This window comes from Pseudomonas sp. PDM24 (assembly GCF_019218905.1).
In the GTDB taxonomy this organism is placed as follows: domain Bacteria; phylum Pseudomonadota; class Gammaproteobacteria; order Pseudomonadales; family Pseudomonadaceae; genus Aquipseudomonas.
This window is the reverse complement of the sequence record NZ_JAHUWR010000001.1, coordinates 1,739,569-1,754,505: the sequence shown is the minus strand read 5'-3', so window position 1 is coordinate 1,754,505 and position 14,937 is coordinate 1,739,569. Positions and strand designations below refer to the sequence as shown.

The window sequence follows — 14,937 nt, the reverse complement described above, 5'->3', positions numbered from 1 at the left end:
GCGCGGCTCATTGACCAAGACGACGTTTGGCCCGTAAGCGCAGGGCCAGGTAGGCCATCGAAGCAAGCAGCAGGATCCCCAGGAGGGTGAACAGCATGAGCGCCATTACGTTTTGCGAGAGGTACCACTGCAGATAGCGCAATGGGCCCAGGCTCCCGACGTAGTAATCCTGCTCGGCGACCAGCGACTCGACATGCTTGCCCCTGACCACCACCAGACTGCCTTGCAACTCGCGGGCGTTTTCTTCGCTGCTGAGCAGGGCGTTGGTTACGTCAGCCAAGCCGTTGGGCCTTGCGCTGGCGATAAACACCACACTGCGGCCACTCTTGAGCGGCGATTCGAATCCAGTCAGATAAGCACTGCCGTCGTCAGCGGTAAACCTGAAGCTGCTGCGCGCTTCACGCAGATTGGTTTTCGTATCCGGGCTGATCCAGTTGCGCACACGCAAGGGCAGGTCAGACAGTTCAAAGTACTGCGCAGCGTCTTCGCCCTTGGCCGGCAGCAGGCTTTGCCATTGCTCAAGCAGTGGCTGATTGTTGCCCGAGGCGAGCACCAGCAAATCCCGGTCGCTTTGCTCGGCCACCTGGTCGGCGTGGACCACCTTCACGCCGGTGGCCGGATAACCGGTGGAGTCGCCGAAGCGGCCCAGCAGGGTCAGATAGGCGCTCAGATCGGCCGGGCCTGGCTCGTTGGGCAGGATCACCGATGTTTCAGAGAGGTCGGCCATGCGAGTGAATGGGAAGCCACTGTCCTTGAACACCCCAAGGTTGGGCATAGCCATGAAATGTTCGTATTGGCTGAGGTCCAGGGTCGAGTCCGGGTCGATCACACCGCGCATGTTGTCGATGATGATGTCGCGGCATTCGCCCTGTTTGATGTAGTCATACATGAAGCGAAATTGCAGGCGTGATTGCAGCGCTACGGAATTGAGTGGCAACAGCATGCGCGACGTACGGGCCAGACTGTCATCGGTTTTGAGCATCGCCAGCAGGCTGTCGCTGTTGCCGAGTTTCTCGATCGAGGGCAGATCGATCGACTTGATGAAGGTGTCGTTGAAGTTGACCAGCAACGAGGAATTGGTGGAGACCGGTTGCGGCGTATAGCGGTATTTCAGGTCAAGTTGCGCACCGGGCTCACGCCAGTTGAACAGGTCGGGTGGCAAGCGCAGCGCAACCGTCATTTGTCCCGGGTTATAACCCGACACATTGAGCTCTGCGGGCTTGGCCAGTTCACCCAGGCGAACCGGGCGATCGGAGGGCAGCCAGTTAGGCGCGTCGTACGGTCGGCGTGGCTTGAGCGAGTCGATCCGGTCGATCACTACGCTCTGCCCGGAAAAGGCCGAGCCACCGAGGGCCAGCGCTGTCGCGGCGACCTTGAGATCGGCGCCATCGCGCCCGGAGACGATCAACAGTTTGCCCTGAGCATCATTCGGGTTGCTCACGAGTGTCAATGTCGGCCCCGTGGCCTCTTTGATCGGTAAGCCACTCATGGTCGTTGATTCGCTGCCGCTGACAAACACCACGGCGTTGCCTTTGGCCGGCAGGCTGGTGAGGCTGGCGGGGAAGGTTGCGCCGCGGTAGCTGGCCAGGGCGCCGAACCAGGACGACAGGATACCGGCGGCCTCAAGCTCAGGGCCGCCGGGGCGCGTGGCGAACACGAAGGGCAGCTTCAGGGGCGAGGCGTCTCGACGATCGAACAAGGGTAGCGGCAGGGCGGACAGGTCGTTGGGCTGTTTAATCGAGGACACCTGGAGGCTCAGCTGGCTCTCGTTGCCGATCCGGGCCCATAGGCTGGAGTGCAAAGGGTCTTCACATTGCATCGTGTAGTGACCGATGAACTGCAGGCTGAGCCGGTTGAATTCGGTGATGGTCTGCGGCGGAATCTGCACGGTCCGGGTCTGCAATTTACCGGCCTCTTCCTTCGGCAGGGGCAGGCTGGCGGCCACTTGATCGTTGACCAGCACATTGATCTGCGAAAGGTCAGCCAGCAGCGCCGGTGAGTAGCTGTACTGCAGCGTGACCTGCGCCGCCGTGACGACTTCATCGGCGCGCACATCGAAGTTCACACTGTCGGTGGCCTCCACGCCTTTAAGGGTCATCGAATAGCTTTTGCCCAGCTCCTTGAGGGTGCGGGTATAGCTGTTGCCCGGGGCATCGGTCCCGGGCAACGCTGTAACCGGCATCATCGCCGGCTCTGTGGCGTTGATTTGGGCGGCAGCACTCAATGCCCAGCCGCTCCAGCCCACTAGCGAGCAGGTGATCAGCATGAGTGAGCGACGAGGAAGAAAGGTCCGGCGAGTGGAAGGCTTCAAGATCGTTGCGTGTCCGCGGTGGAGTCGATAGGTGATGGAGTGTCCGGGCGTTTGCGCAGCAGCGCCTGGCTGTCCTTTAAGGTTGCTACGAACAAGCGCAGGATGGCGCGCAAGCCAATGCTGCTGACCTCGCGCAACGCCGACATTGGCGCGTCGAGGCGGCCATTACCCCACGTGTTGGCCCAGGTATCGGCCCGTGAAAAGGTCAGTCGCACCAGCTCGCTTTGCTGGCGCAGAGTCAAAGCCTCGAATTGCACGCCCGCCACGTTGTCGTTGCTGAAGACTGTTTTTGCGGGAAAGAGGCTTGAGGGCGGTGTGCGCAGAATGCAGAGCCGCAGCTTCTCATTGACGCTGAGCAGAACCTGCGGTGGCAGTACCAGACCCACGCCGTTTTGTGAGAAGTCCCGGGTTACGCAATCGAACCAGGTGCCGTCTTCGCGATAGATGCGCACGGGCAGATCCGCGGGCACTCTGGGTTCGTTGCGTACCTGAGAGGATTCAGTGGCTACCGCCACGGCGGTGCTGACGATGACGATGTTGTACACGGTCCAGGCCAGGTTGATCAGCAGGGTAGTGGCCTCGGCCGAATCACTTCCGATCAGTTTCACCACGCCGATCGCCAGACCGATCATGTTCAAGGTCAGCAGGACGATGTAAGGCCGCGCGAGCTTCCAGTTGAAATAGTCCTTTTCGAGGGTGCCGCCCTTGTCGGTCACGTTGAATTTGCCCAGCGAAGGGCTGATCAGGGCCAACAGCACTGGTCGCATGATGTACCAGGCCAATACCGACTCATACACTTCGTTCCAGAAGGAATGGCGGAAGCGCCCCTGGATGCTGGAGTTTGTCAGGCTGGAATGGAAAATATGCGGCAGTACATAGACCGTGACCATCAATGCCGAGGCATGGAAAATCTGCGCGTCGAAAAGCAGGTAGGCCAAGGGGGCGGTCAAGAACACCAGGCGGGGCAGGCTGTAGAAAAAGTGCATCATGGCGTTGAGGTAGCAGATGCGCTGCCCCAGGTTCAGTCCTTTGCCAAACAACGGATTGTCGGTCCGAAAAATCTGCGCCATGCCCCGCGCCCAGCGTATGCGTTGGCTGATGTGTCGGGAAAGGCTTTCGGTGGCCAGTCCCGCCGCCTGTGGAACGGCAAGGTAAGCGGTATTGAAACCACGGCGATTGAGCTTGAGTGCCGTGTGCGCATCCTCGGTCACGGTTTCGGTGGCGATGCCGCCAACTTCCAGCAAATGAGTCCGCCGGATGACCGCGCAGGAGCCACAGAAGAAGGCCGCGTTCCACAGGTCGTTGCCGTCCTGCACCAGGCCGTAGAACAGCTCACCTTCATTGGGTACCGAGCGAAAGGTATCGAGGTTTTTTTCGAACGGATCGGGTGAATAGAAAAAGTGCGGCGTTTGCAGCAACGCCAGGTTCGGGTCCTTTAAAAACCAGCCCATGGTGATCTGCAGGAAGGAGCGGGTGGGCACGTGGTCGGCGTCGAATATGGCAATGAACTCGCCATCGGTGACTTTGAGTGCCTCATTGAGGTTGCCGGCCTTGGCATGTTGATTGTTGTCGCGGGTGATGTAGTTGACACCAATCTGCTCACAGAAAACCTTGAATTCCTCCCGGCGTCCGTCATCGAGCATGTGCACCCGCAGTTTGCCCTCGGGCCAGTCAATGGCTTGAGCTGCGAGCACCACCAGTTTGACGATACCCAATGATTCGTTATAGGTAGGAATGAAAACGTCTACCGTCGGCCATTCTGCGGGCGGCTGTTGCAGAAACTGCGGTTTGCGGTGCAACGGCCAGGCGGTCTGTACATAACCGAAGACCAGGACGAGCAAGGCATACAGTTCGGCCAGCACCAGCCCGTAGCCAAATACGGCATCCTGCCAGTTGTCGAAGTTCAGGGTGTCGGACAGGCGCCAGTACATGTAACGCAACGAAGCGATCAGCGAGAGGGTGATCAGGGTCAGGATCGCCAGACGCCCGGCTTGCTTGCGGATGACCAGGCTGGCGGCAAAACAGACGGCGGCAAACGCAGCCTGGGAATACAGATTCAGTGGCGCAGTGAGGATGCCCAGCACCAACAATGCCGCGATCAGCCCGGCTGAGATCTTCAGGCCTTGGCGCCAACGCACGGGCCATCGACTGACGCGATCCTGGAAAGTATCCAGTAGCCCCTGCAACCACCACGTCTTTGCGGGTAGCTGATTCAGCTGTGCGGTCATGGCGTGCCCTGCTGGTTGGTAGCATCCGCGAAAAGCAGGGCACGGACCGCGCCTGACAGCGACAGAATGTCCTGACAGCCAATGCTCTCAGGTGCGTACTGGAAGAGGTCCCGACCATAAGCCAGCGACTCGTTGAACTGGTGATCGAGACGAATCGTCCCGATCAGGTCTGCGCCGAGCCGCCGCACAAACAGCACGCCCATGTCCCTGCTGAACGAGCGCGAGTCATCCCGTTGGTTGAGCACATACCGGTGCCGCTGCGCGCGTCGTCGGGTGGTTTCCAGCCACTGGGTCATGGTGTCCAGTGCCAGGTAGGAAGCCGCGTCGGCGACCGTCATCACCAGCACCAGGTCGGCAGCGTCGAGTGCCTGTTGCGAATAGACGGTCGCACCCGAAGGCGTGTCCAGGATCACGGTATCGTTTTCGCTGAGATTCATTGACGCAAGGTGCTGATTCAACCAGTCAGAATCTTCAAGCATCAATTGCCTGAGCAAGCGGCGATCGTTCATCTCGCCAGTGCCGAAGGGCAGGCACTCACTATCGCGAAAGCCCGGCAGGCGATGAGCGCCCCAGTTTGCGCCTTGCTCTTTGAGCTGGATCAGCCCGGGAACCTGCCTGGTGATACCCAAGTGGCTGGACAGCGCGTTCTGAGGGTCCAGATCAATCGCGATGGTGCGCCCGCCAGGGCGCCGAAGTGTTTTTGCCAGGCCTGCGGCGACGGTGCTTTTACCCACCCCACCGTTCGCCGAAACGATAGCAATGACCTTCGCCTTGGTCCGCTTGCGAGTCGTTTCTGGCAGACCGTCTCGACGAACCTGGTTGAGTTCACGCAACAGGTCGCTCAATCGCTGACGGTCACCCGTACCAGAACTCGCAGGTGGCTCGGTCAGGGGAGGGGATTTGGGCGCGCCAATCAATAAAGAAGGCTGTGGCTCGTCCAGTAAAAACACAGGGGGCGTTGGCGTTGATGTTGGGGGAGGCAAGGCTACCGACGGTTCTGGCTCAGCCAGTACAGGTGTAATCGGGTCGTCTTTGAAATCTTTATAGTTGGGTTGTATTTCCTGGTAACTCTGCGCATTGGCGCCAAAACGTGTAAAGAGTTTCGTAATGTCGTCAACATATTTCATGCGTTGTACCAGGAATGAAATAACTCAGAAACTCAGCATTCCATTAACTTGACAAAGTTGATGTGTCGTCTTGACGTTGGCAGAGTGCCATTAATCTAGGATGCCGGCGTCTGGGTGTCAATGATTGTTATAAAAAGTCAGCGAGGCCTGTTAATGTTAATTTGAGTGTTATTAAGATGTTATGTTATTCGTGGGAAGTGTGGAGTGTTAGAGTGCGTCTAATAATGACGGTTCGGTGGGGTGTAATGTGGTGGTGGGTAATGGGTGTGTTTATCGGAATAAATAATTTACGAGGCGATGGGTGTGAGTGTTGATCGCCTTCGATGATTGATGCTGGGTTATATATTAAGTAAGTTGACTGATGTGTTTGAAGGAATAGTGACGGTTCAAAAAAAGTATTTATTTCGGATAAGGCGACGGAAGTCGCGGATGTCAGACGGCGTAATGTTGCAAAGAAACTTTCCGTCTGGCTACAGCTGAAAATCAGCACGCCTTATCAAGTGCCCCATGTGTTACTGGATCAAGTGCACGCAGCGCGAGAGCTTAAGCTGCGCTTCGAGGCGTAAACGGCCTTGTTGGAGGTGCTGGTGGAGGCACACCCCACGCTCCAATTTTTCGTTCAAATAAATGGTGACTTCACATTTGAAGTGGAGGACCAGCGTCGCACCTACGCAAAATGGAACCCCGACAGCCATACCTCAACTGCATGCGTTGAGATGCATCCACCCACGCCTGCATTGCTCAGCTCAAAACGTCTGTCCCAAGGAAAACTGAAACACCTGTGTATCAGCATTTTCGGGTGTGCGCACCGGGAATGCCACGTTAGCGCTCAATGGCCCCAACGGGCTATACCAAGTAACCCCAACCCCTACCGAACTGGCCATCTGGTCGAGGTCGACCCCGTCGCACCCCTGGGTGGTACTAAGGTGGCATTTGTTGGAGTAGACGCTGCCAACGTCCCAGAACACCGAAGTGCGCACGGATTTGTTGTCTTTGATGAAGGGCATCGGAAACAGGTATTCAACGCCGCCGGTGATGAGGATGTTGCCGCCCAGCGATTCGGTGTCCCGGTCCGAATAATACGCCTGCCCGGCGCTGGCATAGGTGCCAGTGGCCGGAGTGTTGCGTGGGCCGAGGGTGCCGCTTTCGAAGCCGCGCACCGAACCTTCGCCTCCGGCGGTGTAGTTTTCATAGAACGGCAGGCCGTCTGTCGAGCCGTAGCTGTTGCCGTAGCCGAGCTTGGTATGGAACCGCAGCGAGGTGGCGTCGGTGACCGAGAGGAAGGCTTGCCCGGTGTAGTCAAGCTTGTAGAAATTCAGGTCGCTGCCGGGCACTGTCATCATCAGGTTCAGGTTTTGCGAATGGCCGCGGGTGGCCAGTACGCTGCGGTTCAGGGTCGACTCCGACCAACCGAGGTTAGCCTTGAGGTTGTTGAATTCTTTGCCCTCACGTTCGATGAAGTCATAGATCTCATCGGCGCTGTAGGTGCCTGGTTCGATGCTGTCATGTTGCACTGTCACGCCGAAGCTCAGCCGTGAGGTTTCATTGATCGGGTAGCCGACGGTTGTTCCGGCGCCATAGCTATTGATGGAATAGTACGAATAATCTTCATCGTAATATTCGTTGTAGTCAGTGGCGTTGTAGAACAGGTTGTAGCCTAGGCTCACGCCGTCCGGCGTGAAGTAGGGGTCGGTGAAGCCGATGTTGTACTTGCTTTGGTAAGACGAGCGAGTCAGGCCCAGGCTGGCATAGTTGCCGGTGCCGAGAAAGTTGTTTTGGGTGATTGAACCACCGAGGATAAGACCGGAGCTCTGGGAGAAACCGACGCTGGCGGTGATTGAGCCGGACGCCTGCTCTTCAACGCTGTAGTTAACGTCTACCTGGTCATCCAAACCCGCTACCGCTGGGGTTTCGACGTTGACTTCCTTGAAGAAGCCCAGACGCTCCAGACGTGTCTTGGATTGATCGATCAGGTAAGTCGAAGCCCAGCCACCTTCCATCTGACGCATCTCACGGCGCAGTACTTTGTCGTCGGTCTTGGTGTTGCCCCGGAAGTTGATGCGGTTCACGTAGGCACGCTTGCCCGGATCGACAGCGAACGTGATGTCGACGGTGTGGTCGTCATTGTGCGGGGTCGGCATGCCGTTGACGTTGGCGAAGGTATACCCCTCGTTACCCAGGCGACGGGTGATCAGTTCGGACGTGGTGGTCATCAGCTTGCGCGAGAACACCTGGCCTTTCTGAACCAGCAACAGGGACTTGACCTGGTCTTCAGGCACTTTCAGGTCGCCGCTGAGCTTGACGTCACGAACGGTGTACTTCTCGCCTTCGTTGATGTTGACGGTGATATAGACGTGTTTCTTGTCCGGGGTGATGGACACCTGGGTCGAAGCGATATCCATATTGATATAGCCGCGATCCAGATAGTAGGAACGCAGACGCTCCAGGTCACCGGAGAGTTTTTCACGGGCGTACTTGTCATCGTTCTTGAAGAACGACAGCCAGTTGCTGGTCTTGAGGGTGAATTGATCGGTCAATTGCTCTTCGGTGAAGACGGTATTACCCACCACGTTGATGTGCTGGATGGCCGCAACGGTGCCTTCGTCTATCTTGATTTTCAGGCCCACACGGTTACGCGGTTGCGCGATCACCTCGGCATCAACTGACGCCGAATAGCGGCCCTGAGCGACGTATTGACGCTGCAGCTCGTTACGCACACCTTCGAGGGTGGCGCGCTGGAAGATCTCGCCTTCGGCCAGACCGGATTGCTTGAGGCCCTTCATCAGGTCTTCAGTGGAGATCGCCTTGTTGCCTTCGATCTCGATACTGGCGACCGAGGGGCGCTCGACCACCGTGATGATCAGGACATTGCCCTCGTGCCCCAGTTGGATATCCTGAAAGAAACCGGTTTTGAACAGCGCACGGGTGGACTCCACCAAGCGGCGCTCATCCGCGTCATCACCGACGTTCAGCGGCAAAGCACCGAACACACTCCCTGCGGAAACCCGCTGAAGGCCGTTGATGCGAATATCGGAAATTTTGAAGCCTTGAGCATGCACAAGTGTGGCGTTGAGTAGCAGTGCAGCCGAGCAGAGCAGGCGCGAAAAATTCATCAAGATCTTATCCAGAACACATCGACAAGCAGCGTAGGCGGGCGCGGATATCTCACAGCAAGATGAGTCCGCGGAGCGAGCAGGCTGGTGGAGGTGAAGCATAAAAGCTCGGTGCGTTTGGTGCGGTTAACCAAGTGTCAAGTTAGGTAAAGGTTGGCCTGGGACGATGACGGTGTTCAGTGCAAGGGCGATAATGCACGGACACACACTCAAGAGCTCCCCATGATCTCCGTATTGCTAGTCGACGATGACCAGGAACTGACTGGAATGCTCATCCAATACCTGGAGCGTGAAGGCTTTGAGGTGACAGCAGTGCACACGGGCGAGGAGGGTGAGGTCCAAGCGCTGTCTGGCCGCTACAGCATCGTGGTGCTGGACGTGATGCTGCCGCGGCTGTCGGGTATCGAGGTGCTCAGGCGCATTCGGGCTGCAAGCCAGGTGCCGGTAGTGTTGCTCACTGCCCGAGGCGACAACATAGACAAGATCACCGGCCTGGAACTGGGCGCCGATGATTATGTGCCCAAGCCCAGTTCTCCGGGGGAACTGGTGGCACGTTTACGGGCAATCATGCGCAGGGTACAGCCGGTGGATCAGCCAACCACCGAAGTGATCAGGACTGGCCCTCTGGTCTTGTGGCCCGGCAAGCGCCAGGCCCTCTGGCAGGGGCGCGAGCTGGGGGTGACCAGTACCGAGTTCAGCTTGCTCGAAGAGCTGGCCCGTTGTGCCGGGCAGGTGGTGAGCAAGCAGGATCTGTCGCTCAATGCCTTGGGGTGTCCCTTGACTCGCTACGACCGGCGTATCGACGTGCATATCAGCAGCATTCGCCAGAAGCTGGGGCCGCGGCCCGACACCAAAGCCTGGATTCAGAGCGTGCGTGGCCTCGGTTACCTGTTGATCGCCGAATGATGAAGCCCAGCCGGCTGTTCTGGAAGCTGTTCCTGGCGTTTTGGCTGGCCACTAGCCTGACGTTTTTGGTCGGGTTAGGCCTTCTGGTGCTGGGCAGTTCCAGACCCGGAGATCCTCATCTGGAAACGATCCTGGCCAGCGAAGAACAGCTGCTGCGACAGTTTGGTGTCGAGTCGGGTCGTCAGCTACTGACAGTGTGGGGGCATCCCGATGACCAGGCCATTGGCGTGTATAACAGTGCCGGCCAACTGCTGGCGGGGGCGCCGGTTCCGCAACCAGCCTATGAGCAGTCAATCATCAGCAAGGAGGGTGTTGCGCTGTCGCTCAGGTCTACACATTCCCCTGGTAAAAAAGGTGACAGAGGGCCTAGTCACTGGACTCCGTTGATCATCGGCACGGTGATGAGTGCGCTGTTCAGCGGGTATCTGGCGTACTACCTGGCATGGCCGTTGGCCTATCTTCGGCGGGCAATGAGCGACGTGGCCCAGGGGCGCTTCGAAACACGGGTCAAGCCGATGATGGGTGGGCGTCGCGATGAAATCGTCGATCTGGCCGAGGACTGCGACCGAATGGCCAATCAGCTGAAACTGCTGGTGGAGGCTCAGCAACATCTGTTGCACGACATCTCTCACGAACTGCGTTCACCGTTGACACGCATGCAAGCGGCTATCGGGCTGCTGCAGCAAGATCCTGCACGCCTGGAAATGGTGGAGCGCATCGAGCGCGAATCGGTGCGTATGGATACGCTGATCGAGGCGTTGTTGACCCTGGCGCGTATGCAGGGTCGGCCCGAGAGTATCGAGCGCGAGCCAATTGATATCGTCGAGATGCTGTCGGTGATCGTCGAGGACGCTCAATTCGAGGCGCAAATGAAAGGTTGCCGGGTAAGCCTGCAAGCGTGTCCGGCCTTTGTCAGTCGTGTCAGCGGCGAACTGCTGTATCGGTGTTTCGAGAACGTCATTCGAAACGCGGTGCGCTATACCAAGCCGAACACGGCTGTTGTTGTAGTGGCTCAGATCAATCTCGACGCAGACTACCTGACGGTGCAGATTACCGATCGGGGGCCGGGTGTTGAAAGCGAGCGATTGCAGGACATTTTCCACCCGTTCGAGCGCGGCCTGAACGAGGCCAGTGCCGGTTTCGGGCTGGGCCTGGCGATCGCTTCAAGGGCTGTAGAAATACACGGCGGCACGATCATGGCGCGCAATGAGTCGTCCAGTGGGTTAACCGTGGAAATCAGCTTGCCCCATAGGGCGTGATCTTTACACGATATTACATTGGCTTGACGGCTCTGTACGCTCCGCCTCAGTAGACTTCCCGCTCAAACTTACTCAGCGTTTGCTGATGTTTTAGAGTGGAGGTGGTCATGTTTCTGGTTCATAAAAAAGGTTTCGTTCCCGGTAAGAAAATGGTCGACGGACTTGTGCCCTATGACTTCTTTTGCGAAGACAATCCGGCCATTAATCTGTTTGTATTCACTGGTTCCACCGCCCAAGGCAAAGCGGTCGAAGAACAGACACTCTGGGGGTTTACCCGTCTGGAGCGCTTTGAGGCACTGACCGGCACCCTCGTGTCGAACAAGAAGAATGAAGGCTGGTTTCAAACGGTCAATGTACTCACTGGCCCTGCCCAGAATGGTACTCAGGGCGTGAAGTTTCAGCGGGTGCTGAAAATCATCAAGCATTGCGGTGCATCGGGCCGTGTCGCCAGCAAGGTCGACTACGAGATCCAGACAGATGAAGGCGACACCTACTTCACTCACCGCCTTGCTACATCCGACAGTGCGCAAACCATCATCTATGCGGCGGATCAATAATGGCAATCTCGACGACGCTCAGGCGTCGGTGAGCTGAAACCGATAACCTACCCCATACAACGACTCGATCGGATGCTCTCCCGGGCAGGCCTGTTCGAGCTTGCGTCGCAGATTACGGATATGGCTGTCGATCGTGCGGTCGGTGACCACCCGGTGATCGGAGTAGATCCTGTCGAGCAACTGATCCCGAGAAAACACTCGTCCAGGAGAGCGGGCGAGGGTATTGAGCAAGCGCAGTTCCAGAGGCGTCAGGTCCAGTGCCACACCGTCGAGGGAGGCTTGGTACTGTGCTTCGTCAATCTGTAGACGCGGTGCTGCTGAGGTCAAAAGATGCGGGCTGCGTCGCAGGATGGCTTTGACCCTGGCGACCACTTCGCGAGGACTGAAGGGTTTGCAGATGTAGTCGTCGGCGCCCAGGTCCAGCCCGAGCAGGCGATCCACTTCCTCGACGCGGGCGGTGATCATAATGATAGGCACGGCACTGAAGTTGCGCAGTTCCTTGCATACTTGCAGACCGTCACGTCCAGGCAGCATCAGGTCGAGCAGGATCAGCCGCGGCTCGCGGGCACGTACCGCCGGTACCACCTCCAGCCCGTTGTCCAGGCACTGGGTCGCATAGCCTGCGGCGATCAAATAGTCGCGCATCAACGCGGCCAGTTTGGGTTCGTCTTCGACGATGAGAATCGGGTTGTCGTTGACCATTGTTCAGGCGTTCCGTGGCAGGCGCAGGGTCAGCCAAAGGCCACCCAAAGGAGAGTGATCGGCACTGAGGTTGCCGCCATGGGCCTGGGCGATGCTGTGACAAATAGCGAGCCCCAGACCGGCGCCACCACTGGCGCGATTGCGTGAGGCTTCGCCGCGGTAAAAACGTTCAAACAGCCGCGGCAACTGATCCGCGTCGACTCCGGGGCCGGAATCAAGGAAATCGATGCGTACGACGTCGCCATCGCTGGCTGCGCGAATGCGCAGCACACCACCCTCATCGGTATAACGGACGGCGTTTTCCAGCAGATTGCCGAACAGTTGCTGCAAGCGCTTGGGGTCGGCCTCCAACCGCAGCGGCGAGGTCGGTAGCTCCAGCTCCAGGCGTAAATGCCGGGCATTGCAACGTTCCTGGAACATCGCCACGCAACTGTCCAGCAACTCGTTGATATCACATTCGCTCTTGCGGTAAGTCAGTGCGCCCACATCGGCCAGAGACAGTTCGTACAGGTCATCCACCAGTTTGCTGAGCATGCCGACTTCGCCTTGCAGCGATTTCATCGAGGATTGATCGAGGGTGCGCACACCGTCCTCAATGGCTTCCAGTTCACCACGCAACACCGACAGTGGGGTCCGCAGCTCATGGGAAACATCGGCCATGAACTCCCTGCGCATTTTTTCGTTGCGCTCCAGCGTATACGCAAGCTGATTGAAGTCGCGAGCCAGCTGACCGACTTCGTCATTGGAAGACACTGCCACCCGGTTGCTGTATTCCCCTGCGGCCAGTCGGTGCGTGGCAGCGGCCACTCGCTTGACCGGGTCAAGCAGGGTGCGGGCAATCCACCAGGCGATCAGCATTGCTAGCAGCAACGAGATTACGCCCATGCCCAGGCTGGTGCGCAACAGGTACAGGCGAAATCGTTCGCCACCGGCTTCGGTCACGTTCTGAAACGGCGTTACCGCCAGCCAGCCGACGGTTTTACCGGCAACCTCGATAGGGCGCATCAGGGCGTCGTCGGCAATCGCCGAGTAGCCGATGACGAGTTGCTTTTGCTGGTCCAGCAGGGCAATGCGAAATACCGCGCCAGTCAGGTCGGAAGTGGGCGGGTTCGGTCGGTGCGGGTCGGTGAAATCTACGCCCGGCTCCGGCCGCATGAGTTCGAACCAGCGATCCGGCTGGTTGCGCAGGAATTCCCAGCTGCCTTCGTGCTCATAGGCGCCGGCCAGGCGCGGCAGTACCGGGGTCATGCGCAGCAAGGCCTGTTCGTTGAGGTAATCAAGAAAGCCCTTGCCGAAGCTCCAGCCGTTGGCCACCCCCATGCTCAGGATGACAAACAGCACGCTGGCCAGTACCGCAACAAACAGCTTGGTGGAGATACTCAGTTTCATGGGCTCGGGCAGGTCGGTGAATGGCCCGCCCATTTAGGCCCCGGCGCGACGAAGATTCAAGCTCGCGGGGCAATCTTCAATTTTCCTGCACATTTGCCTCGCAGTATGGCGCCTGGCTTCAGCCATCCCGTCTTGCAGAGGCATTTATGTCGACCAAACTTTTCGCCAAATCCTTGGTGACCGCCGCCATTCTACTTTCCTTGATCGTCCTGCTCGTGTTGAGCGGATGCTCCCCCGGCGAATCCGCGCCGGTTATCGAACCGCCCAAGGTTTCAGTGATCACCGTGCAGCCCAAAAGCCAGGCGTTGACCACGGAACTGGCCGGGCGCACTCAAGCGTTCATGGTCGCCGAGATTCGGCCGCAGGTTGGCGGTATCGTTCAGCAGCGGTTGTTTGTCGAAGGTGCCGAGGTCAAGGCCGGGCAGGCGCTGTATCAACTGGACGCGTCCTCTTACAAGGCCGCGTTGGCTGAAGCACAGGCGACCCTGGCCAAGGCTCGCGCCACGTTGAAGTCGGCCCAGGCCACTGCCAGGCGTGACGCACAGTTGGCAAAGATCGATGCCATCAGCCAGCAGGACAACGAGGATGCCCAGGCCAGTCTGCTGACCGCCGAGGCTGAGCTGCAAGTGGCGCAGGCCGGGGTGGATACCGCGCGCATCAACCTGGCCTATACCCGCATTAGCTCGCCCGTCAGCGGACGCATCGAAACCTCGACGGTCACCCCTGGCGCGCTGGTGGTGGCCAATCAGGACAGCGCACTGACCACGGTGCAGCAGTTGGACCCGATCTACGTTGATGTCACCCAATCGACCACCGAGTTGTTGCGCCTCAAGCATGACTTGGCCAGCGGCGCGCTGCAAAGCAACGGCGAGGGCGAGGCGCGGATCAGCCTCAAGCTCGACGACGGCAGCACCTACGCCCATGAAGGTCGCTTGAAGTTCAGTGGGGTCAGTGTCAATGAGGGCACTGGCACGGTGACCTTACGGGCAGAAATCGCCAATCCTGACCGGCTATTGCTGCCGGGTATGTATGTGCGGGCGGTGCTGGAACAGGCTCGGGACGACCAGGCGATATTGATTCCACAACAGGCGGTGAACCGCAGTGCCAGTGGCGTGACCTCGGTGCTGGTGGTGGTCAATGGCAAGGTCGAACAGCGCGTGCTGACCATCGACCGCGCCGTGGGCAATCAGTGGTGGGTCACGGCTGGTCTGAAGGCGGGTGACCAGGTGATTGTCGAGGGCGGGCAGAAAGTCCGAGTCGGTGAATCAGTGGTGGCACAGAACCCCGGTACTCGCAGCCGCACGTTGAAATCGGCGCCTGTTGCCATTGCGCAGGAGGGTTGAGC

Annotated in this window: 10 protein-coding genes; 4 read left to right on the top strand and 6 right to left on the bottom strand. The window is 58.5% G+C overall.

What is annotated here, in order from left to right; genetic code table 11:
- Positions 1-7 precede the first annotated feature (7 nt).
- The 4 genes from bcsB to bamA all read right to left on the bottom strand — a co-directional run bounded on the left by bcsB (position 8) and on the right by bamA (position 8,779).
- Positions 8-2,311, bottom strand: a complete 2,304-nt coding sequence (gene bcsB / locus KW837_RS07825; protein ID WP_256348553.1) for a cellulose biosynthesis cyclic di-GMP-binding regulatory protein BcsB — start codon at positions 2,309-2,311, stop codon at positions 8-10.
- On the bottom strand, positions 2,308-4,539 hold the full coding sequence (gene bcsA, locus KW837_RS07820; protein ID WP_218395120.1) for a UDP-forming cellulose synthase catalytic subunit: 2,232 nt from the start codon (positions 4,537-4,539) through the stop codon (positions 2,308-2,310). The genes bcsB and bcsA overlap by 4 nt, the downstream gene beginning before the upstream one ends.
- Positions 4,536-5,666, bottom strand: a complete 1,131-nt coding sequence (gene bcsQ / locus KW837_RS07815; RefSeq protein ID WP_218395119.1) for a cellulose biosynthesis protein BcsQ — start codon at positions 5,664-5,666, stop codon at positions 4,536-4,538. Before bcsQ ends, bcsA begins: the two co-directional genes overlap by 4 nt.
- A gap of 746 nt (positions 5,667-6,412) precedes the next feature.
- Positions 6,413-8,779, bottom strand: a complete 2,367-nt coding sequence (gene bamA, locus KW837_RS07810; protein WP_218395118.1) for an outer membrane protein assembly factor BamA — start codon at positions 8,777-8,779, stop codon at positions 6,413-6,415.
- Between the two features lie 222 nt (positions 8,780-9,001).
- Here bamA and KW837_RS07805 point away from each other — a divergent pair, with 222 nt between their 5' ends.
- The 3 genes from KW837_RS07805 to KW837_RS07795 all read left to right on the top strand — a co-directional run bounded on the left by KW837_RS07805 (position 9,002) and on the right by KW837_RS07795 (position 11,501).
- The gene (locus KW837_RS07805) at positions 9,002-9,685 is read left to right on the top strand and encodes a response regulator transcription factor (RefSeq protein ID WP_218395117.1); all 684 of its coding nucleotides are present in this window, start codon (positions 9,002-9,004) and stop codon (positions 9,683-9,685) included.
- Positions 9,682-10,944 carry an ATP-binding protein gene (locus KW837_RS07800; RefSeq protein ID WP_218395116.1) on the top strand — a complete coding sequence of 421 codons (1,263 nt, stop codon included), beginning with the start codon at positions 9,682-9,684 and terminating at the stop codon, positions 10,942-10,944. Before KW837_RS07805 ends, KW837_RS07800 begins: the two co-directional genes overlap by 4 nt.
- Before the next feature lie 107 nt (positions 10,945-11,051).
- Entirely contained in the window at positions 11,052-11,501 is a 450-nt protein-coding gene (locus KW837_RS07795) for a hypothetical protein (RefSeq protein WP_218395115.1), read from the top strand.
- Positions 11,502-11,519: 18 nt separating this feature from the next.
- Here KW837_RS07795 and KW837_RS07790 read toward each other — a convergent pair whose 3' ends face one another.
- Both KW837_RS07790 and baeS read right to left on the bottom strand, forming a co-directional pair.
- Positions 11,520-12,203: a response regulator gene (locus tag KW837_RS07790; protein ID WP_218395114.1), complete on the bottom strand. Its 684-nt coding sequence runs from the start codon at positions 12,201-12,203 to the stop codon at positions 11,520-11,522.
- A 3-nt stretch (positions 12,204-12,206) separates the two neighbouring features.
- The gene (baeS, locus tag KW837_RS07785; protein WP_218395113.1) at positions 12,207-13,625 is read right to left on the bottom strand and encodes a sensor histidine kinase efflux regulator BaeS; all 1,419 of its coding nucleotides are present in this window, start codon (positions 13,623-13,625) and stop codon (positions 12,207-12,209) included.
- Between the two features lie 113 nt (positions 13,626-13,738).
- Here baeS and KW837_RS07780 point away from each other — a divergent pair, with 113 nt between their 5' ends.
- On the top strand, positions 13,739-14,935 hold the full coding sequence (locus tag KW837_RS07780; RefSeq protein WP_218395112.1) for an efflux RND transporter periplasmic adaptor subunit: 1,197 nt from the start codon (positions 13,739-13,741) through the stop codon (positions 14,933-14,935).
- The last annotated feature ends 2 nt before the right edge of the window (positions 14,936-14,937 follow it).